This window comes from Halalkalibaculum roseum (assembly GCF_011059145.1).
Taxonomy (GTDB): domain Bacteria; phylum Bacteroidota; class Rhodothermia; order Balneolales; family Balneolaceae; genus Halalkalibaculum; species Halalkalibaculum roseum.
On record NZ_JAALLT010000001.1, the window covers coordinates 314,218 to 336,278 of the forward strand.

The window sequence follows — 22,061 nt, forward strand, 5'->3', positions numbered from 1 at the left end:
CACATAGCGAAATACTAATTATTTATGCAGAATCACGTGTCCATATTATCGATCAAAAAATCAATTTGTCCGGTACTATTATGCGCCTTGTTCTCTCTACTACCCTTATGGAGTGCCTCTGCCCAGGATACAGGAAAGGAAGAGATAGCCACTTCGGTAGAGGAGGTTCGACAGCAATCGCGGCCCGTCACCCTGACTCAGGCTATCCAGATTGCACTGGCCAACAATACAGAGATCAAACGCTCACTTTTAACTCTGGAGGATGCCGATCAGCAGGTTCGTATAGCATGGAGTGAAGTGATGCCTGAAATTACAGGAAGCGCTACCTATACCCGAAACCTGGAGATTCCCGTTAACTTCGTCCCAGCCCAATTTTTCGATCCCAATGCACCTGCGGATGAACTAGTACCCCTGCAATTCGGTACCGACAACAACTGGAATGGAGGTGTTTCGGTCAACCAGACGCTTTTCAGAGGTGAAGCAATAGTCGGGATCAGCAGCTCTAAACTTTACAAAAGCGCTCAGGCAGAAAACTTACGCGCTACCACCCAGCAGATCGTAACCGACACGCGTATTGCCTATTACAATGTTCTGGTTGCCGAAGAACAGCTTCGTTTGCAACAGGCAACCGTTGACAGGATTCGCCAGAATCTTCGCGAAAACAGATCCCGGCAGGAAGCGGGACTTATTGATGAGTATGCGGTGTTACAGGTTGAGGTTCAGCTGAGCAATCAGGAGCCGCAACTGACACAGGCAAAATACGCTGTTGAGCAGGCATACCGCGAATTGAACCTCAGGCTCGGTCTCCCCATCGAAGTTTCACTGGCTGTTCAGGGTGACCTGAACCGGTTTCAAATCGGAGCAGAGAGTGTTGCCGATCAGGTAAATCAGAATATTAAAGAAGTAGACAGCATGACGCCCTACTCTTATGAGCAGCAAAAAGAATTGGTGGATCTCGCTACGGATTACCGTGGAGATATCCGTGTGCTCAATAAGCAGGAGGATCTCAAAGAAAGAGAAATCAAGGCTATTCAAAGCCGTTTTCTACCGACTCTGTCGGCAAATTACAATCTGAACTGGTCCGCTGCCCAGGCGGGAAGCCCGGTATTCTTTGGTTCTGAAGAGACGAGGGCGCGTTCGCAGACTCTTGGGCTGACATTGAGCCTGCCCTTATTTCAGGGATTTGAACGAAGTGCTAATCTACAGATAGCCAAGATTGAACAGAAAGATATCAGGCTGCAGCAGGAATTCGCCTTGCGTTCGGCTAAGAATGAGATTCAATCAGCCCGCGAGGGTCTGAACCAGGCTATTGAAACGGCACCCGCCAGAGAGAAGGCACTTAAACAGGCAAGAGAAGGTTATAACAGGGCCCAAGCCAGATTGAGTAATGGCATCGGCTCACAGATAGATGTAACAGAAGCAGAATTTCAATTGAGGCAGGCGGAAGTAAACTATGCACAAATGGTATACAATTACCTATCGGCAAAAGCCAGATACGATCTTGCCGTCGGCATGGTGCCTTTCGTTGATAAATCTACCCCGGAATTAAATTAATAATGGATATAAAGAGTACAATGAATAAGCTATATATAATTGCAATTGCCCTTTTGACAGGTTTTTTATCAGCCTGCGGGCAGGAACAGGAAGTACCACAACAGGAGCTGGTAAAAACGGTCAATGTGGAAACCGAGACTTTGCAGGCCCAATCTTTTGAACGCTATCTGCGCCTGGTCGGTACGGTCGAGTCTCTGAATGACGTCAATATCTCTGCTGAAGTATCTGGGACAGTTGAACGATACTATGTAGAGAAGGGAGATCGCGTAGCGGAGGGAGAGCAGATCCTGAAAATTGATGACAGCAAATTGGTGCAGGAAAAAGCCAGGCTGGAAGCACAGACCGAGCAGGCCCGGGAGCAGTACGAACGCCTTCAAAGAGTATTTGAACAAGACAGTATTGGTTCTGAAATTGACATAATCAATGCGAGGGCAGCCTACCAGCAGAGCAAATCGGCCCTGGAATCGATCAAGGTAGATCTACAGAATACCACGGTTTCGGCTCCTTTTGACGCTATCCTGGAGGATCGCATGTTAGAAAAAGGAGAGATGGCCAGTCCCGGAATGCCGCTGGTCAGACTTATCGGACGCGATCGCCTGACCGTCACAGCAGGTGTCCCATCGCGTTTTTCGGATGTAGTAAATGTTGGGGATCAAGCTGAAGTCTGGTTCGATTTTCAAAGCAGCGATACCCTTAAACTTCCCATTACCTACGTAGCGGAGAGTATTGATCCCCAAGCAAGAACCTTCAAAATTGAAATCGAGCTGCCGGCAAACTCTAAAAAGTACAAGATCGACATGATCGCGAATGTCAAATTGCGGACACTGCAACGCGATAACGTTATCGTGGTCGGGGAAGAATATGTCTTTCAAAAAGAGAATGCTTTCGTTGTATACACACTGGAACAAAATGAAGAGGGAAATACAGTGGCACGTGAAAAGGCAGTTAGGCTCGGACCCTCTTATGAAAACAGTATCGTTATTGAGGATGGATTGAGTGCCGGCCAGCAACTTATCACGGTGGGTTCCTCATTCCTGCAGAATGACACCCGTGTTGAAGTTGTGGAAAACAGAAGTGAAGAAATTGCACAAAGTAATTAGCCAGAGTACCCGTTATGAATAATCAGGAAAAAACAAACGGCGCACCGCATAAAGACGGCAAGCCGGTGGGAAAAAGAAAAGAATTCGGACTTTCGTCCTTTTCCATAGACAATCGAATCAGCGTACTGGTGATCATTGTACTGGTTGCACTCTTTGGGGTACAGTCTTATATCAATATTCCAAAAGAGTCATCACCGGATATCACTATACCTAATATCATGGTTATTACCACCTACCCGGGGGTTTCTCCTGAAGATATGGAGAGCCTGATTACCCGAAAGCTTGAAGATGAGCTGGGTGGTATATCGGATGTAAAGACCATGACATCGACCACATCGGAAGGCTATTCCAATATCAATATGGAGTTCAATTCGGATGTTAATATTGAGGATGCGCTGCAGAAAGTGCGGGAAAAGGTTGATCTTGCCAAGCCGGAACTCCCTCAGGATTCGGAAGATCCGATTATACAGGAGATTAATTTCTCTGAGTTTCCCATCATGCAGGTAAATATTTCCGGAGAATACGGACTGGTACAACTCAAAGAGATTGCCGAAGATATCCAGGATCGTATTGAGACCATTCCTTCAGTTCTGGAAGTTAACCTTGCCGGCGGACTGGAGCGTGAGGTGAAAGTGGATGTCGATCTCCCCAAGCTTAAGTATTACGGTTTGACATTTGCTGACCTCATTGCAGCCATACAACAGGAGAATGTGACTATTCCCGGCGGTACTATAGATGTGGGTACCAAGAAGTTTCTGGTACGTGTGCCCGGCGAATACGAGACGCCCAAGCCCATTGAGGATATCGTAATTGATGCTCCTGATGACCAGCCGATCTATATCCGTGACGTAGCGGAAGTTACATTCGGATTCAAAGATCGTGAGACCTATGCCGAGCTGGATAATGCACCGGTAATCAGCTTGTCTATAGTTAAACGAAGCGGTGAAAATATACTGGAAACTTCCGCGGCTGTTAAGAGCATACTGGATGAAGAGCTGCCCGGTTTACCACCGACAACGAAATTTGAGATTACTTCTGACCAGAGCGATCAAATTAATTCCATGGTCAGCAGTCTTGAAAACAATATTATTTCAGGTCTGCTTTTAGTAGTCGGCGTGCTTCTATTCTTCCTGGGAGTTCGAAATGCTTCTTTTGTAGGTATTGCCATCCCGTTGTCAATGTTTACTTCATTTATCATTATCAGCATGCTCGGGATGACCATGAACATGATTGTGCTATTCTCCCTGATACTGGCCCTGGGTATGCTGGTGGATAATGCCATTGTAGTCGTGGAGAATATCTACAGGTATCTTGAAGAGGGCTATGATAATTTCGAGGCGGCTAAAAAGGGTACCGGTGAAGTAGCTGTACCGATAATTTCGGGTACTTTGACTACGCTGGCTGCGTTTTTCCCGCTGCTATTCTGGCCGGGCATAACCGGGGAGTTCATGTCGTACCTGCCCATGACGCTCATCATCACACTCAGTAGTTCGCTTTTTGTAGCTCTGGTGATCAACCCGGTGATATGTGCCTTATTCATGACCCTGGAAAATGTCGACAGCACCGGCAAGCCTAAGATGACCCGAAGAGGCAAACTTACGATGGCAGGCTTTTTTGGAATCCTTGCTATCGGAGCCTTGATCAGTGATTTGCTGACATGGTCTATGCTCATCATTTTAGGTGCCATTCTCTGGGCAGCCAACCGCTGGATTCTCAACCCCATCGGTAAATGGTGGCAAAAAGAAGGATTGGGTAAAGTGCTGAAAAGATATGAGATCGGCTTGCGCTGGGCGCTCGATCACAGTAAGTCGGTATTAGGTATTGCGGTACTGGTTCTCATATCCAGTTTTGTGGTTTTTGGAATGTTCAACCCCGGTATAGAGTATTTCCCCGAAGATATCCCACCGGCGCGTGCCTATGTGCAGGTGGAGGCGCCAATTGGCACCAATGTAGAATTCACAAAGAATATTGTTGATGAGCTTGAACAGAAAGTACCCAATATCCCGAATAACGGAGATATTGAAACGGTCTTGAGTACATCCGGCTCCGCCATCTCTTCGAATCCGATGGGTGGGGGAAGTTCATCCTCCCACCGGGGCACGGTAGTATTAAACTTTGAGGATTACCAGCGCAGGCAGGGGACCAGTTTTGATGCAATTGAATATGCAAGGAGTCACTTCTCCAAAGGAATAGCCGGCGCGGAAATTACTGTAGAAGAAGAGCAGCAGGGACCACCCTCTGGGCCTCCTATCAACCTGGAAATTTCAGGTAAAAGCATGGAAGGATTGACACAGGCGTCGGAAGATATCCTTCGCATTCTGGAAAATGATCCGGTATACAGCAAGCTGGACGGTCTGGAATCCGATTTACCGGAAGCCCGTCCAGAAGTACGTATCAGGGTAGACCGGGAAAAAGCGGCGGTATACGGTCTTTCTACACAGGCAATCGGTAACACCGTTCGCCAGGCGATCAACGGCGTTGAGGCTTCAAAGTACCGTGACGGTAAGGACGAATACGACATCACCGTACGTCTGGATAAAAAGTACCGCACCGATATGAGCACCTTGCAAGATCTTACGGTTGTTGATGAAGGCAGACAAATTCCGCTTTCCAGTGTGGCTACCTGGGAGGTGACTGAAGGTCTGGGCGGCATAAAGCATAAAGACCAGGAAAGAGTTATAACGGTTATGGCAGATGTGCGATCCAACTACAATGCCAATGCCGTTCTTGAAGAAGTGCAGCAGGTATTGCAGCCGTATATTCAGAATGAATTGCCGGCTTCCTACTCCACAAACTGGACCGGCCAGCAGGAAGACCAGCAGGAGGCCATTGACTTTCTCTCTATGGCATTCCTGGTAGCCTTGTTCCTGATCTCTTTTATCCTGATATCACAGTTCAATTCCCTTTTCAAACCATTCATCGTGATGACCTCGGTGATTATGTCTACGGCAGGAGTATTTTACGGACTGGTAATATTCCAGATGCCTTTTGTCATCATCATGACGGGTATCGGTGTGATATCACTGGCCGGGGTGGTAGTTAACAATGCAATTGTACTTATTGACTACATAGACATTTTAAGGTACCGGGACAACATGGGACTATATGAGGCACTGGTAGAAGGCGGAAAAGTGCGTTTTCGTCCGGTAGTATTGACTGCAATTACCACTACGCTTGGCCTGGTTCCCCTTGCAATCGGATTCAACCTTGACTTCATAGTGTTGACCAGCAATCCTGTTGAGTTCTTTACCAGCCTGGGAGAGTATCTCTACTGGGGTGGTGAGCAGGCAGCATGGTGGGCACCTATGGCTATTGCCGTAATTGTCGGTCTGCTATTTGCAACCGTACTCACACTGATTCTGGTACCGGTGCTCTATTACCTGTTTGAAAACGGTAGAAGAGGTATCAACCGCTACTTCTTTGATACCGCCAATCCTGACCTGATTGTGGATCATTCAAAGGTAAACGGAGAGCCGACGGACAAGCAACAGGCCGAACCGGTTGGGGCACAATAGTTATTAAGTTATAAACAGGCTGCAATGATATTTTGCAGCCTGTACTATTTTAACCTCTGTTAAATAATTTTATCAACTCTTCAGGTATTGGCTCTATCTGACCGGTATTTTTTTAGATGAGCGACTCCTCAAAAAATGCTATCTTTTGCTGCTTCAGGAATAAATTCTAAAAAAGCCGCACTTAATTTACTGTGATTCAAAGAATACAATCTGTTTTTTTACTTCTGGCTTCCGTTCTGAACGGAAGCGTCTTCTTTAATGCCCTTTACAGTCATTCCATGGATGACCCGCAGGCGTGGATCGGCATCGGTTTCGCTATCACCCTCACACTTGCATTACTGGCACCTTTAGGTTGTATCGCCTTGTATAAAAACAGGGAAAACCAGGTGAAATGGGTGACCCGTACGATGATCCTGCAAGTGATAGTTCTCGGGTATGGTTTGGGTATATTTATTTCATTGGGTGGATTCGGGTCCTTTTTATGGGATGAAGCCATTGGTATCGGGATGCTGGTAATAGCCCTTCTATCTCAGATTTATGCACGTAAAAAGATCAAAGATGATATCGAGCTGGTAAAATCAATGGACCGCATCCGGTAATTTTTCAGACCTCTAAAAGCAACTGATGGCGCAGGATTATCCAAAAAGCAAGGTATTGGCGGCTCTTGCAGCCGGTCTTGTCGCTTTTGGTTTCGCACCTATCCTTGTTCGAACCACACCGGAAACGCCCGCACTGGTACTGGCAAGTTACCGAACGGTTCTGGCTGTGTTGATGCTGCTGCCCTACTGGCTTTACAAACGAAATAAGAACAGGGCTGCAACAGCCGCCAAGCAAAAAGAGCGTTTAATGATCGCTCTTGCAGGCGTCTGCCTGGGGCTACACTTCGCCTGCTGGATTTCTTCGCTATACTTCACTTCGGTGGCATCGGCATCCGTGCTGGTAACGGTGCACCCGGTCATACTTATCCTGGTTGAGAGGCTATGGTTCAAGCGTTCGTTTGCCCGAACAACCTGGATTGGGGTATTTTTAGCATTTGCGGGATCCGTGATGCTCGGGATCTCCGACAGCCAGATTGAGCAGGATTTTTCAAATCCACTGCTGGGCAATGCCCTGGCCTTATCTGCCGCACTGATTTTTGTGGTCTACTTGATGATAGGGCAACGGATACGTCAGAAACGAGAGTGGGTTGATTACGTTTTCCCCGTCTACTTTTATACTGCTATTACCTGTGTGAGCCTCGCATTGGCATTTGGCGATGACTTGCTGGATATTTCCGCAGTCGGTTTTGCCGCAGGGGTAGGACTCGCTTTTGGTCCGCAGATACTGGGTCACGGATCCATGAATTTTGCAGTTAAATATGTGTCACCAACCTTATTATCTACACTTATCCTTGTAGAACCGCTTTTTGCATCAGTGTTGGCCTTTTTTCTCTTCAGTGAGCTGCCGCCTGTCGGCTCTATGGTTGCCATGGCCATAATTTTAACGGGCATCGGCCTAACCTGGAAACGAAAGTCCCGTGAAAAAAGTAGTTAAATTCAGGCTGTAGCATCATTATGGTATACGATTTCTATAATATATCCGCTATGTTTACGCGCTAATTATGAAACCATTACAGCAGTATATGAAACTGAATAAATTCATTGTACTTACTTTCATTGTGGTATTAGCCGCTTTTAGTCAGGCCCTTTCGCAGACTATTAAAGTGATTGATGAAACAACGCTTCAGCCCGTGGACAATGTGTATATTTTTAATGAAAAGCAGAATACGACAGCCGTAACGAATCAGAATGGAGAGGCGGATATCAGTAAGTTCAATGAGTCCGATTACCTGATTTTTCAGCATCCTTCCTTCAAGCGAAAAGCATTGGCCTATCAAACCATAAGGGAAGCTGATTTTCTGGTAAAGCTGACCGAGCGGTCGGTGATAATGGAGGAAATTTACGTTTCTGCCAGCAAGCGGGAGCAAAACCAAACAGAAATACCTCAAAAGATTACGCAGATCAGTGAAGAACAGGTCCGGTTTTCGAATCCCCAGACCTCGGCAGATCTGCTTCAGGCTTCAGGGAAGGTATTTGTACAGAAAAGTCAGATGGGTGGCGGAAGTCCTATGATACGCGGTTTCGCAGCAAATTCGGTGATGATAGCCGTTGACGGAGTGCGCATGAATAATGCGATATTCAGAAGCGGAAATCTTCAGAACGTGATTTCACTCGACCCCAATGCGGTGCAAAATACCGAAGTTATCTTTGGACCCGGGTCTATCATTTATGGTAGTGATGCTTTGGGGGGTGTTATGAATTTTCAGACAACAGATCCCGAGCTATCATTTGCACCTGATGAGACTAATGTAAGGTCCGGCATGCTTGCAAGATATGCCTCTGCAAATAATGAACGGGCCATTCACGGTGGTGCCAATGTAGGCTATGAAAAGTGGGGTTCCTTTACCAGTATTACCTATACCGATTTTGATGATATGCGATCAGGCGGGAACTTCTACGACGACTATCCCAATTTCGGGAAACGCACTGAATATGTAATTCGCGAAAACGATGTAGATCAGGTAGTGGAAAACAGCGATGTAACCCTGCAGCGTCCCTCAGGTTATGAGCAGCTGAATCTAATGCAAAAGCTGCGATTTAAGCCTTCACCGACCTGGGATGTTAACTATGGGTTTCATTATGCCACAACCAACGATATCCCGCGGTATGATCGCCTCATAGAGAGAGAAAACGGTGATACCGGTCAGTTCGAGAATGCTGAGTGGTATTACGGACCACAGATCTGGATGATGAATGCCCTTGAGGTAGACTACTTTTCCGAAACATCTTTTTATGATAAGGTGAGCAGCGTCTTTTCCTACCAGTGGTTCCAGGAAAGCAGAAATGATCGCAAATTTCAGGAAGACGAGCTGAGGAACCGGGAAGAGAATGTAAATGTAGTGACGACCAACATAGATTTCGACAAAAACTGGGGGGAGAGCAAGCAGTTGTATTACGGTGTAGAGGGTATTTATAACTATGTTGATTCAGAAGCCTTCTCCCGGAATATTGAAACAGGTAGCACCTTTGCCGAGGCAACCCGCTATCCCGACGGCGGAAGTGATTACACCCAGCTTGCCGCTTATGCCAAGTATAGGATGGATCTTTCTTCAAATATTACGGCCGTATCCGGACTGCGATACAGCCACGTTTTTTTGAAATCAAAGTTCAACAGCACGCAATTTTACGATTTTCCTTTCGAAGAGATAGCCATCAATACCGGTGCAGTGAGCGGAAGCATCGGATTTACCTGGCGTCCGGTGCAAGGTCTTCAGTTTAACCTTAACGGGTCAACAGGATTTCGTGCACCTAATGTGGATGATGCCGCCAAGGTCTTCGATTCGGAACCGGGTACGGTGGTAGTGCCCAACGAAAATCTGGAGTCTGAGTATTCATACAACCTGGACTTCGCCCTGATCAAAACCTTTTCAGATATAGCCCGTTTGGAAGTCAACACATTTTATACCTGGCTGGAAGATGCCATGGTTCGCAGGGATTTCCAGTTTAACGGGCAGGAACAGATTCTGTATGACGGGGAACTCAGTGATGTTGAGGCTGTCGTCAATGCCGGAAGAGCGTATGTGTATGGGGCAAGTGCTTCGCTGGGCATTGAGGTTGGCACTCACCTGGCTTTTGATTCCAACGTGACAATCACCGAAGGTAAAGACCTTTCGAGTGATGAACCGTTGAGACATGTGGCACCATTGTTTGGTAAAGCCGGCTTCACCTATAAGGCAGAAAAGATACGCATTGAAGCCTACACAGAGTTTAACGGTGAAAAGGATATTTCCGACTTTTCTCCATCTGAACAGAGCAAAACACACCTCTACACCGAAGATGGGTCCCCTTCCTGGGCGACATTGAATATAAAATCCTCCTACCAGCTCAACGAAACATTTCAGGTCAATGCGGGCATTGAGAACATCCTGGACAAGCACTACAGGCCTTATTCTTCGGGAATCAGTGCGGCCGGGAGAAATGTTGTCATTGCTTTGCGTGCCACACTCTAAGAGTTAATTGAGTAACATTTCTCTTTTTCATTCGTATTTAAGGTAGTTTGATACCGGTAAACGTTAATATTTCAAATTTGCTTATAAGTTGGATTTGTATTGGTTACTTTGGGTCCAAACGAAAATGACTTTTAGGGTGTTTAACGGATTAAAATCAAGCAGTTAACAAGATGCTTACAAACATTAAATACTTCTTAAAAATCTAGAAGTTAGAGCAAATATGCCTAGTTTAAGAGCAATACTTTTTCGGTGTTTTAGGCATTACTTGTAAGGGTTAGTACAGGTAATCGCTCTCTTATTTTTAACGAATTCGTAGTGCATGTACGAAAAATTCAACAATTACAGGTACCCTGCTTTTTTGGGTATTCTCATGATTGTCTTTTCACTTAGCGCCTGCATCAACAAGGGAGATGTCGACCGTTTTGTAGATGAAATTAATGACAAGGGATTGGATGTGTCGGTCAAAGAACCGGTAGACCGCAACTTTGCGGACATCAAAAACAGTGGAACCCTCCGTATGATCACCCGCTACAGCTCCAATACCTATTTTCTTCATCAGGGGATTGAATGGGGCTTTGAATACGAACTCGTGAATGAGTTTGCCAAGGAGAATGATCTTGCCCTAGATATATTGGTGGTCGGTCCTGATGAAAATCCTTACGATATGCTGAACAGCGGCGAGGGTGATATCATTGCTGCCAACTATACCATCACCCCTGAGAGAGACAAATATGTCGATTTTACCAGGGCATATAATATAGTGGACCAACTGCTAATCTACTCGGAAAGCATTGAAGATCCTCCCAAGACTCTAGAAGAACATGCCCAGCGTGAGATCCCTATTACGGTACGCAGGAACAGTTCCTATTATTATCGGCTGCGTGAGCTGCAGAAGAAAATAGACGGGCTTAAGATTAATATGGTAGCTAATGACAAGGATACAGAATCGTTACTGTTTGATGTGTCCAACGGAGACATCGAGGCGACCGTTGCAGATGACAATATTTACCAGGCCTCGAGCAAATATATGTCCGGACTGGTTCAGGGCCCAACTGTTTCTGAAAGTGATACCATAGCATGGGCGATCAGGGATAATGCCCCGGAGCTCAAAACCCAGCTCAACAGGTTTCTGTACAAACATTTTCGCTTTGGTGGAGATGATGGCACCGTGAAACGTTCCACCTTTTTGAATATACTGCGTAAACGGTATTTCGAAGAGGGTCCTCAAATTGCCGAATACTATAATCCGGAAACCAAGATTGAGAGGTCGGGTGTAATTTCACCTTATGATGATATGATCAGGAGCCTTTCCGACTCCGCAGGTGTTGACTGGCTAATGATTACCTCCATGGTTGCCCAGGAGACAAAGTTTAATCCCGAATCGGAAAGCTGGGCAGGAGCTATCGGCTTGATGCAGGTTATGCCGCGCTTTTCGGAAGTGGAAAACAAAAAGATGCTTTATGATGAAGAGACCAATCTGCGAGAAGGTATCAGGATTATTACGGAACATTTGAAACACTATTCTTACATGGATTCTACCAATCAGTGGGCTTTCGCACTGGCGACCTATAACGCCGGTCCGGGGCATGTCGCTGATGCAAGAAGGCTGGCTATTGATCAGAATAAAAATCCCAATGAATGGGAGAACGCTTCTGATGCCCTATTGAAACTAATGCAGCGAAAGTATTATAAAGATGCCCGTTATGGGTTCTGCCGGGGAATTGAAACGGTTCGATACGTGAAGGAGGTGCTGAATCGTCACCGAACCTATGAGAGCATTCTGGCAGCTTCCGATTCCGGTAAGCAGAAGAAGTTGCCGGGCGTGATCGGTATCTTTAATTGACCTTCAATACAACCAGGGTAATGTCATCATACTGAATGTTGTTGGCGAACCGGTTGACATCCGCTACAATGGCATCTTGCACTTCTTTAGCGCTGCCGCCCCTGTTCTTTTTAATACATTTGATCAGGCGTTCATCTCCATACTCTTCTGTCTCGTCGGCGTTCATAGCTTCAGTCACTCCATCGGTAAAGAAGACCAGCAGATCACCGCTTTCGAGTTGTATGTTTGATTCCGTGTAGGGACTCATTGTTTCCATAGCACCGAGTATCAAACCTCCCTCTTCCAAAAGCTCTATTTCCTCACTGCCATTCTTCAGATAAATGGGCGGATTGTGACCTGCATTGACATATTTAAAGGTAGATTCTTTAGGATCAAAAAGACCCCAGAAAAAGGTAATAAACTTGTCGCTCGGAGTGTTCTGGTAAATGATGTCGTTCATCCTACCGGAAGCCTCTCCAAGCGTAATATCGATAGGAAGCAACACGTGCAACATCGACTGCAGGTTGGCCATAAGTAGTGAAGCAGGGATCCCTTTGCCGGTAACGTCCCCTATGGCTACAAGCAGGTTGCCGCTGGGAGTCTCCAGAATGTCATAGTAATCACCGCCTACCTGGTAAGATGAGATATTGGTGGCTGCAATATCCAGCTTATCGCTGGAGGGTATGGGATCAGGAAGTAATCCGCGCTGTATGGATTTGGCAATGGTCAGTTCTTCCTCAAGCCGTTCTTTTTCAATACGTTCTTCCAGCAAGTAGGTTTTCTGTATGGAGAGCATGGCCAGGTTGCCAAGGGAGCGCAGGAAGTTATAATCAGAGGAGGAATAGCTCTCCTTATTGGCCCTGGCACCTACACCGAAGACCCCGATCTTATCATTTTGAAGGCGTAGGCCAATAATTGCTTTGATGCCCTGTTTTTTGAGAAAAGGGATCTCCTCGCCAAGTGAATCATCTACTTCCACCAGGTCTTCTTCAAGCTCAAAGAGTTTATCAATCTGTTTTTTAGAAAGCTTTTCGTTTATGCCGCTGGTGGTCACCATTTCTCTTACATCTTCGTGCTGCAGGAGGAAAAAGAATTTTTGAATGAGCATCTGGCCAAGCATGGCAAACTTGAAGACCCGGATGATCTCATCCCGGTCCACCATCATGTTAAAATCCTTGCTGAGGTCGAACAGGGTATTCAACTCATAGACCTTGCGGTCGAGCATGCGATTAATGCGCCGCAGTTCGGTGAACATCCGTGAGTTGGCTATAGCCACCGAAGAGATAATGGTCAGGCTCTCGACAAACTCAATCTCCTGTTCTTTGAGTGGCTGTTTGGTTCCTTTTGATCCCAGGCAGAGAAAACCGATATGATTGTTACTGGTGCGCAGGTTGAAAAAGATGCACTGCTGGTCACCGTCGATGAGCTCCGGCATCTCAATATCATCGATGCCGCATTGAATTACCGATTGTTGTTTTACCTCTTCGTCCCATTCGGGGTCAATGATCTCACCCTCTTTAGGGCAAGCGCGTCCTTTTGATTTGGAAACCAAATAGTTGTCTTCCCCGGGCTGGTATATGATGATCATACCCTTCGTTACCATCAGTTTCCCCATGGTAATAAGCAGCAGGTTATTGAGCACAAAGTCCATGTCCTGCGACTCAATGAGCATGCGGGAGGTCTCCAGAAGCGTACGCAATTCAAAACGAGAGTGCAGGTCTTCTTTATTGGGTGAAGAGTTGCTCACTGCTTTTACCGTTTTTTTGTCATGCGAATTTCATTCGTATCGCCGTCGTTCAAATACTTTACCTCGTCCATCAGCTTTTTGATGAGGTAGACACCTACCCCGCCTCGTTTTTTATTTTTTATCTGCCTGCGTACATCAGGCTCGGAATAGTTTGATGGGTCGAAAGACTCTCCAACATCCAGCAGGGAGACCCAGAATTCATCGTCATTACAACCCAATTCGATATCTACAGATTTTTGGTCGTCGTATTTGTAGGAATGCTTTATAATATTGGTGTAAGCCTCATCCACTGCCAGCCTGATATCAGCAACATCTTGTTTTTTAAATCCATATTCGGTTGCATACTTGGCTACAAAATCACGCACTTTTGCCAGATGCTTGGTAGAAGCTTCAACCGACATGCTATGTTTTGAATAATTTTTAGACAAGACAGTACCCTTAGTGATTGTCCTTTTCAAATTTTTCGATAGCGTCTTCCTCTGCCTCAAGAATGTCATAAAGGGTGGGGAAACCGAGCAAATCAAATACGTTGTAAACTTTGGAATTCATGTTGGTAAGCTTGATATCTCCGCCTAGATTTCTGACATCTTCTATATAGGCCATGAAAACCCCTAAACCGGCACTGGCTATGTAATCCAAATCGTCACAGTTAACGATAATCTGATGCTTATCCTTGTCGATGAGTGTTTTTAAGGAATTTTCCAACTGAGAGGCAGTATGAGCATCCAATTCTCCGCTAAGCTCGAGTACATCGTAAGAGTCAACTTGCTTATGGTTAATTTTAAAATTTTTCATCGCTGCGGATTTATTGATTAAAAACGGTTCCTAATGATTTTGGATGATAAACATAAAAAAAATTAAGAACATGCTTTCGAGCAAAAAGTTTATCGTAATTAAGCCGTTGTGGGTGTTTCGTGATTTTGATTACAGGATTACGAATATGAGAGAGGAATGATTCAAAAAAAATAGGACCTCACACGTATCAGGTGTGAGGCCCTGACTATTCATCAAGAGAGACGCTACTTGAGCGCACTTAAATTTACAAAATTACAGAAACATTAAACAACTCTAATTATCATGTTATTAGAATCTTACCGTTAAATGATGTAAAGCGGTCTACCTATCAGAGCTAATCCTCGATAACATCTCATTACCGCTAATATCAGTTAGGCACTGTTAGACAACTTATAATGCGGAATTAGATTTGAACCAAAATTAAAGTAACAGCACATCTATATATATAACTGTTTAACCCAATAATATGCCTTCCATCACTTAGATGTTTGGAATTAAGAATTTTATCGGTAAATGCCAGAACATCCCAGATGAGAATAGCCCTAACAATATTCTCATTATTGAGATATTACAAGAACCCGATCTTTTGATTAAGATCGGGTTTAATTTTTATTCTGTCCCTTAGTACTAGTGGCGTTTAATGTTTCTTTCAAATCATGTTTAATCACCTATTTATTGGAATAGTATCTACTCCCGATATAAATAAAAAATGTTCTTAATTGATCTGGCAAGAGTTGAACTCAAACGGCAGTGAGGGTGAAGGTTGTGAAAATCTCTTATCTAAAATTTAACCTCGGAGGATGTTTAGTCTCTTGGAGACAATTAAGATAAGGTGCTTCTATAATTCGATAACTTTTTCTCTTATGAAATGGCAGGTATCCTTAACCAACCTGTTTGCACTGCTTGATAATAGGCCCGAGCAGATGACATGTGCGCCCGAATCCGGATAATTTTTCAGGACTTTAAAAGTACTATCAACTCCCAGCTGCTTGTGCATATCCTTTATTGCATCCACGGAAACCACCTTATCCTGCTGACCTTCGTTTTTGTAATAATATCCGGTGTAGGCCGGACATCGGACCCGGGAAAAGGTCTCTTCGGTCATTGCGTCTTGAATAAATTTCCCGAGGGCCAGAGCTCCTTGAAGGGCATAAGTTGAGTACCATATCTTATTTTCTTCGGGTGAGTTACCTTCTTCTCCTTGAATCAGGTAGTTCTTACCCGGAATAATTCGCAACAAGGTCCTGGGAAGGCGATGCCCGAGAAACAATTGGCTGCTGCCATAGAATCGTACCAGGGGTGAGTAAAGCACGAGACCTGAAATGACATCCCTAAGTTCCGGTTGCGCGGCCAGATAGAGCCCCAATGAGCCCCCTGTTGAGGTGCCCATGATAATCACCTTCCTGCCGATTTTACGTCCAACCTCCAATGCTTTTTGGGCAGATTTCTTTAGTACATCGGCTGTTAACTCACTCAAAGGATTTGAAACATTCAGCCCGTGCCCATCGAGCCTGCTCAGGTAGAGATTAAAATCCAGCGTCTCGGCAACTCGTTTATGTACCGGATTGCCCTCGCCATGACTTGCCTTAAAACCGTGCAGATAGACCAATGCATAGTCTGTTTTAATCTTATTGGCGGGATCGGCCCATACAATTTTTGCCCGAGCGTGTTCTTTGAGAGCCTGTTCGTTATTCTCCTGTTCGTTTATCCACTCTTCCAGTTGATGGGGATTATCCGGCAGGTTTTCAGGTGAAAAGGACATTGAAATCCGGTTTACTTGTATGGTGTACGACGATACAGTGGATATAATAAAAAGGCACCTCCTGTGAAAGTTGAAGGTGCCTTAGGCTAAAAAGTCATGACTGATCAGTTTGCGCCTTCCACCTGACTGATCCAGTATTCTGTATTATATTCTTCGGCAAGATTTTGTCCCAGCTGTTCAGCTCTTTCCCGGGTGTCTGTAAGTCCTAGCCGAACACGGAACCAAATATTACCGGTCTCTTCCTGCCCGTATTTTACTACATATGCGTTTTCAAATCCCCGGTCTTTCCACTTTTGTACCTGGGCCTGTGCCTTTTCCTGTGATCTCCAGGCTTCTACCTGCAGGGAAAAATTACCGGAAGTGTTAAATGATATCTGGCGTCGCTCCTGTTTCTTCTTGACAGCAGCAATACTGTCTTCACGAGCCTGGGCAATGCTATCCATACGCTGTTGCTCCATGCGCTGCTGTCGTACCTGTTCCAATGAGTCCTGCCTTGCCTGTTCCCGCTGCTGAATTTCTTCCTCGCTGGGTCCGCAAGCACTCATTAAACTGATTAGTGTAACTGCGGTAATAGAAAAAAATATGAATTGTCTCATGGTGGATTGGTCTGATTATGTTAGTCTTGCAGATACCCTGTCAGGTATGGTAACAAAAGTAAACTTTGCATTATAATTCCAACTTGATCACTGCCTGATAACCTACCCTTATAATATATTTAAATTTTGTTCCTTAAAAGTTTAAAACGTACAAAAGGGTTGCTTAGATGCAGCTTTCTATTTAGATTTGATCTAAATTTCACAAACCTATCTTTTCGGACTGAATTATCTTAGGAGCAGGAAGTCATAAAAAAACTCCACCCTGGTATTTATCATTAGTTGCACTGATTATTGCAATCGGTGTGTTATTACCGCTGATCTACCTGGTAATTCGTGCATTCGGAGCTTCTCCGGATATGCTGTCCAATGTTGTATTCAGAGAGCGGAACCTGCGGCTGTTGGGTAATACGCTTTTGCTAGCTGCTGCCGTGTTGGTTGTCGACACTTTGATCGCACTCCCAATGGCGTACTTGTCCGTGCGCTGCAAAATAGTGGGAAGAAGAGCCATAACCATACTTGGTGTACTACCGCTTGCTATTCCCGGTTATGTGATGGCTTATGCCTTTATGGGGTTGGGAGGTTTCAATGGTAGTCTGAACGAATGGTTCGGTATCGCTTTACCACGCATTAGCGGATTCTGGGGCTCGCTGCTGGTACTTTCACTGTGCACTTTCCCTTACTTATACCTAAATCTGAGGACGGCCTTGCTGGGAATGGACCAGTCTATTGAAGAGGCTTCACGTTCACTGGGTCACGATGCTAAATCGACCTTTACCAAGGTAGTGCTTCCGCAACTTCGTCCGGCCTACCTGGCAGGTGGGCTGTTGGTAAGCCTGCACGTTTTCGGAGATTTCGGAACCGTATCGCTGATGCGTTTTGAAACCTTCAGCTATGCGCTGTACCTGCAGTACATCTCGGCCTATGACCGCATTTATGCAGCCTGGTTGGCTCTTATGCTGCTGGGTCTTACGACAGCGGCCCTTGTGCTGGAATACCGCCTGCTTAAAAAAGCGATTTTTCACCGTCTCGGACGCGGAGCGGCACGGGCTAAAACATACCTTGAGCTGGGGCCTTGGAAACCTGTAGCCTATATCTTCGTGACGGTTCTTTTCATTGTCGCCATCGTCTTGCCGGTTTCCTCTATTACATTCTGGGTAAACCAGACTGCCTTTGTAAATGTGGCGGGAGATTTGTGGGAATCCTTCGGTAACTCCGTTAAAGCATCGGCTCCGGCAGCGGTACTCACAACATTGTTGGCCTTACCTTTGGCTTATATAGGTGTTCGTTATAAGACCAAGCTTAGTAATCCCATCGAACGGGTGGCCTATCTCGGTTATGCTACACCTCCGCTGGCTTTTGCCCTGGCCTTCGTGTTTTTCTCACTCTATGTTTCAACTGCCCTCTACCAGTCCCTGTTACTGCTTATCATTGTATATTCTCTACATTTTTTAGCCGAGGCTATTGGTCCTCTGCGGAGTGCTTTGTATCAGGCACCGCCACAGTTAGAAGAAGCCGCACAATCCATGGGCTACTCGTCCACCAAATCATTTTTTAAAGTTACACTGCCTCTATTAAGAGGTGGAATTATTGCGGCGTCATCTTTGGTTTTCTTATCCGCGATGAAAGAGTTATCCATAACTTTTTTACTTTCGCCTATAGGCTTCAATACACTGGCTTTGAGTGCATGGTCTTATACCGGTGAGGCGATGTTTGACAAAGCAGCACCTTTTGCACTCACTATTTTGTTGTTTTCAGCGTTATTTGTAGGATTCTTGTTTACTAAAGAATGGAAAAAAACATGAAAGATCTCTTAACGGTAAAAAATCTAACCAAGTCCTTCGATGAGAACGGACCGGTGGTAGACCATCTTGACTTTACCGTTAGGGAACATGAGATATTTGCTTTGCTCGGACCAAGCGGTTGCGGCAAGACGACCTGCCTTAGGCTTATTGCCGGTTTTGAACATGCCGATGAAGGCGAAGTCAGGGTGGAAGATGAAGTGCTTGAATCACCATCAAAGCATACTGCCCCCCAAGACCGTGGGATCGGTTTTGTGTTTCAGGACTACGCCTTGTTCCCGCATTTGACCGCTATTGAAAATGTGGCATTTGGTCTTACTGATATACCCAAATACAAGCGAAAAGTATTTGCCGAAGAGGTGCTTTGTCGTACCGGTATGGGTGACTATAAAGATCGCAATCCCAGTGAGCTATCGGGAGGGCAGCAGCAGCGAGTAGCCCTTGCCCGTGCCATAGCGCCAAAACCGAAATTGGTACTGCTCGACGAACCCTTTTCAAATTTGGATGCCATTCTTCGCGAGTCTACAAGAAAAGAGGTGCGCAGCATTTTAAAGAAGGCCGGTATGAGTGCTCTACTGGTTACTCACGATCAGGAAGAAGCTTTGTCTTTCGCTGACCGGATTGCTGTAATGAATGACGGGAAAATAGAACAGATTGGGACTCCTGAGGAAGTTTATTACAAGCCCAAGACCAAATTTGTCGCCCAGTTTCTGGGCAGAACCAATCTCTTTCATGCGGATGCTACCGGCAGTTCGGAAATCACTACCAAGCTTGGTCCCATGCGTATCAATGCCGATGCCGACGGCCGCATACTTTGTTCCATCCGTCCTGAACATCTCACCCTTAAAACACCCGGTTCGGAACAAGAAGAACAGATTGGTACTATCATTGGTCGTGAGTTCAAAGGACACGATATTACTTATCACGTTCTACTGAATGGAGAGAAGTATCTTGTTCACACAGATAATCGTGTGTTGTTTGAACAGGAAGATCCCGTAGTTATCAAGCCCCTTGAATCTGCGGTTATTCTTGAAGAAAAAGAGTAGGGATTATTATGAGTTTATCCGGATTACTGATATTACTGATCATTGCTGCCATTTGTGGAGGCATAGGCCAAAGCATTTCCGGCTACTCCATGGGAGGGTGTCTGATCTCTATAGTCCTCGGGTTCGTCGGGGCATTTATCGGCAAGTGGCTGGCTGCTGAATTGGGCCTGACTTACCTTCTCCCGGTTACCATCGACGGGGAAACCTTCCCAATAATTTGGGCCATTATCGGGTCCGCCCTCTTCACTATGGTCATAGGACTTGTGACGCGGGGCAGGAAGCCTGTTTGACCTTAACTACTCCTCAACGCTGAAATCCTGATTATACGGATTATTATCAAATCCGGGTGTGACATTTACGAATCCGTGTCCGGATGCATTATGGCAGGTGTTGCAGGATCCTATAAAATCTATAGCCACCTTTCGGGTGGTTTCCCAGTTTCTGTCGGCCAATGCATCTTCTACAGGTTGGATGGTCGGATCAAGGAATAATTCCATTAAGCGTGCAATATCATATCCCTCATATCCGGGTATATCTTTTTTGATTTCATCTGCAATAGCTCTGATTTCATGGAAGTAAAACTGAGCCAGCTCCTGGTTTTGAGCATCGACAGCGAGGGCAAATTTATGGGTATAGTAGGACATCGTACTCATGTATTCCGCCAATTCCGGCGTAGGAGTCTGCTGAACTGAACTCTGCTGTTCTTGTTGTTGGGACTGCTGTTCCGGGGGTGAGCATTGAGAGATAAAAACAAATGAGGAAAGGATGATACTTAGAAGAGTCGGCACTAAAAATCTATGCGGCATAAGTATAGCGAATTGATTCGTTATTTAGAAAGAATCTAAATATATAAACTATTAGGAAAAATAGGAACCGAATCTCCGCTGAAATAAATTGCTGGAATCTAGCCCAGTTCTTTGTAAAAAACTGTTAAGTAAAAGGTAATAAAACGATTAATGAGTTTTTATTTAGTAAGATATTAGAAGTCAAGATATACTATCGTAAGCAACTATTTTTTCAATGACATAATACCGCTACGAATGAGTCGCTTTTTAACACATCTGGAATGTTCAAAAACGGGAGAGACCTATGATGCCGGTACACTTCATAATGTATCCGAGGCCGGTTATCCGCTTTTTGCCCGTTATGACCTTGAGTCAATCAAAAATTCCGTTGATAAGTCTGTTTTTAAAGAGCGGAATCCGATCATGTGGAGGTATCGTGAACTTCTGCCCGTAAATGATATGAAATATTGCATCTCACTGGGTGAAGGATTTACTCCACTTAGAAAGGTCGATACGCTTGGAGGAAAGCTGGGAATAAGCAACTTGTTTATAAAGGATGAATCCTTAAACCCTACCGGTTCATTTAAAGCGAGGGGAATTTCTGCTGCCATCAGTGCGGCGCTGGAAAGAGGAGCACGCGAATTCGCTATGCCGTCGGCAGGAAACGCAGCGGGTGCACTCGCTGCCTATGCGGCCGATGCAGGAGTTTCCGCTCACGTATTCATGCCAAAGGATACGCCGCTCGCTTTCAAACTCGAGTGTGAATATTATGGCGCGGAGATGGAATTGATCGATGGACTGATCACAGATTGCGGACAAATCATCCAGAAGCGAAAAGAGAAGGAGGGCTGGTACGAGATTTCGACTTTAAAAGAGCCCTATAGGCTGGAAGGTAAAAAAACGATGGGCTTTGAGTTAGCCGAGCAGTTCGAATGGGAGCTTCCGGATGTTGTTATTTATCCGACCGGAGGTGGTACCGGCCTCATCGGGATGTGGAAAGCCTTTGATGAGATGGAAAAATTGGGTTGGATAGGAAGCAAGCGTCCCCGAATGGTTTCGGTACAAACCGAAGGTTGTGCCCCCATTGTGAAAGCATTTAACAACAATATGAAAACGGCCGAGCCGTGGCAGAATGCGAGTACGGTGGTTTCGGGGTTGCGCGTGCCCAGTGCTATCGGTGACTTTTTGATTTTGGAAGCGCTCTATGAAAGCGAGGGGACAGCAGTTGCCGTTAGTGATGAAGAGCTTATCGACTACTCGAAAGTAATGGCAGCACATACCGGCATATTCCCGGCGCCGGAGGGGGGAGCAACGCTTGCTGCCCTTATGAAGCTAAAGGAGAAACAGTGGATCAAAGACGACGAGAAAATAGTGTTATTTAATACCGGAAGCGGTTTCAAGTATATGGAAGCACTGAATCGAAACACGAAAACAGTCAATGCTGCCAAGGCATAATCAGTTATGATGCCATCCGGTATGGAAATTTAGAATA

17 protein-coding genes are annotated in these 22,061 nt (G+C 45.5%); 11 read left to right on the forward strand and 6 right to left on the reverse strand.

The genetic code is table 11. The features are described from left to right. Positions 1–24: 24 nt before the first annotated feature. The 7 genes from G3570_RS01280 (at position 25) to G3570_RS01310 (ending at position 12,060) form a co-directional block, all read left to right on the forward strand. Positions 25–1,554, forward strand: a complete 1,530-nt coding sequence (locus G3570_RS01280) for a TolC family protein (protein ID WP_165138390.1) — start codon at positions 25–27, stop codon at positions 1,552–1,554. Between the two features lie 20 nt (positions 1,555–1,574). Continuing rightward, positions 1,575–2,654, forward strand: coding sequence for an efflux RND transporter periplasmic adaptor subunit (locus G3570_RS01285; RefSeq protein ID WP_165138392.1), 1,080 nt, complete (start codon positions 1,575–1,577; stop codon positions 2,652–2,654). A gap of 14 nt (positions 2,655–2,668) precedes the next feature. Continuing rightward, entirely contained in the window at positions 2,669–6,169 is a 3,501-nt protein-coding gene (locus tag G3570_RS01290) for an efflux RND transporter permease subunit (protein ID WP_165138394.1), read from the forward strand. A 191-nt stretch (positions 6,170–6,360) separates the two neighbouring features. Beyond that, on the forward strand, positions 6,361–6,768 hold the full coding sequence (locus G3570_RS01295; protein WP_165138396.1) for a DUF4293 family protein: 408 nt from the start codon (positions 6,361–6,363) through the stop codon (positions 6,766–6,768). A gap of 25 nt (positions 6,769–6,793) precedes the next feature. Further along, positions 6,794–7,702 (forward strand): DMT family transporter, encoded by a 909-nt coding sequence (locus G3570_RS01300; RefSeq protein WP_165138398.1) that lies wholly within the window; start codon positions 6,794–6,796, stop codon positions 7,700–7,702. An 88-nt stretch (positions 7,703–7,790) separates the two neighbouring features. Continuing rightward, the gene (locus tag G3570_RS01305) at positions 7,791–10,217 is read left to right on the forward strand and encodes a TonB-dependent receptor plug domain-containing protein (RefSeq protein ID WP_165138400.1); all 2,427 of its coding nucleotides are present in this window, start codon (positions 7,791–7,793) and stop codon (positions 10,215–10,217) included. A gap of 319 nt (positions 10,218–10,536) precedes the next feature. Further along, positions 10,537–12,060, forward strand: coding sequence for an MltF family protein (locus G3570_RS01310; RefSeq protein WP_165138402.1), 1,524 nt, complete (start codon positions 10,537–10,539; stop codon positions 12,058–12,060). Here G3570_RS01310 and G3570_RS01315 read toward each other — a convergent pair. The 5 genes from G3570_RS01315 to G3570_RS01335 form a co-directional block, all read right to left on the reverse strand. Next, positions 12,053–13,786, reverse strand: a complete 1,734-nt coding sequence (locus G3570_RS01315) for a GAF domain-containing SpoIIE family protein phosphatase (protein ID WP_346267195.1) — start codon at positions 13,784–13,786, stop codon at positions 12,053–12,055. The genes G3570_RS01310 and G3570_RS01315 overlap by 8 nt on opposite strands. A 5-nt stretch (positions 13,787–13,791) precedes the next feature. Next, a complete protein-coding gene (locus tag G3570_RS01320) occupies positions 13,792–14,214 on the reverse strand; it encodes an ATP-binding protein (protein ID WP_249066562.1) in 423 nt (140 codons plus the stop codon). Between the two features lie 10 nt (positions 14,215–14,224). After that, a complete protein-coding gene (locus G3570_RS01325; RefSeq protein ID WP_165138406.1) occupies positions 14,225–14,581 on the reverse strand; it encodes an STAS domain-containing protein in 357 nt (118 codons plus the stop codon). Positions 14,582–15,419: 838 nt separating this feature from the next. Continuing rightward, entirely contained in the window at positions 15,420–16,343 is a 924-nt protein-coding gene (locus G3570_RS01330; RefSeq protein WP_165138408.1) for an alpha/beta hydrolase, read from the reverse strand. 104 nt (positions 16,344–16,447) lie between these two features. After that, the gene (locus G3570_RS01335) at positions 16,448–16,939 is read right to left on the reverse strand and encodes an SPOR domain-containing protein (protein ID WP_165138410.1); all 492 of its coding nucleotides are present in this window, start codon (positions 16,937–16,939) and stop codon (positions 16,448–16,450) included. Between the two features lie 302 nt (positions 16,940–17,241). Between G3570_RS01335 and G3570_RS01340 the strand changes: the two genes are divergently transcribed. Genes G3570_RS01340 through G3570_RS01350 form a run of 3 tightly spaced genes read left to right on the forward strand, consistent with a single transcriptional unit; the run spans position 17,242 to position 20,074 of the window. Then, entirely contained in the window at positions 17,242–18,741 is a 1,500-nt protein-coding gene (locus G3570_RS01340; RefSeq protein ID WP_346267196.1) for an ABC transporter permease, read from the forward strand. Further along, complete coding sequence (locus G3570_RS01345; RefSeq protein ID WP_165138412.1) at positions 18,738–19,784, forward strand: ABC transporter ATP-binding protein; 1,047 nt, start codon at positions 18,738–18,740, stop codon at positions 19,782–19,784. The genes G3570_RS01340 and G3570_RS01345 overlap by 4 nt, the downstream gene beginning before the upstream one ends. A gap of 8 nt (positions 19,785–19,792) precedes the next feature. Further along, the gene (locus G3570_RS01350) at positions 19,793–20,074 is read left to right on the forward strand and encodes a GlsB/YeaQ/YmgE family stress response membrane protein (protein ID WP_165138414.1); all 282 of its coding nucleotides are present in this window, start codon (positions 19,793–19,795) and stop codon (positions 20,072–20,074) included. 6 nt (positions 20,075–20,080) lie between these two features. Here G3570_RS01350 and G3570_RS01355 read toward each other — a convergent pair whose 3' ends face one another. Then, positions 20,081–20,590 (reverse strand): hypothetical protein, encoded by a 510-nt coding sequence (locus G3570_RS01355; protein WP_165138416.1) that lies wholly within the window; start codon positions 20,588–20,590, stop codon positions 20,081–20,083. 234 nt (positions 20,591–20,824) lie between these two features. On the opposite strand from G3570_RS01355, the gene G3570_RS01360 reads away from it, so the two are divergent. Further along, positions 20,825–22,024 carry a threonine synthase gene (locus G3570_RS01360; protein WP_165138418.1) on the forward strand — a complete coding sequence of 400 codons (1,200 nt, stop codon included), beginning with the start codon at positions 20,825–20,827 and terminating at the stop codon, positions 22,022–22,024. The last annotated feature ends 37 nt before the right edge of the window (positions 22,025–22,061 follow it).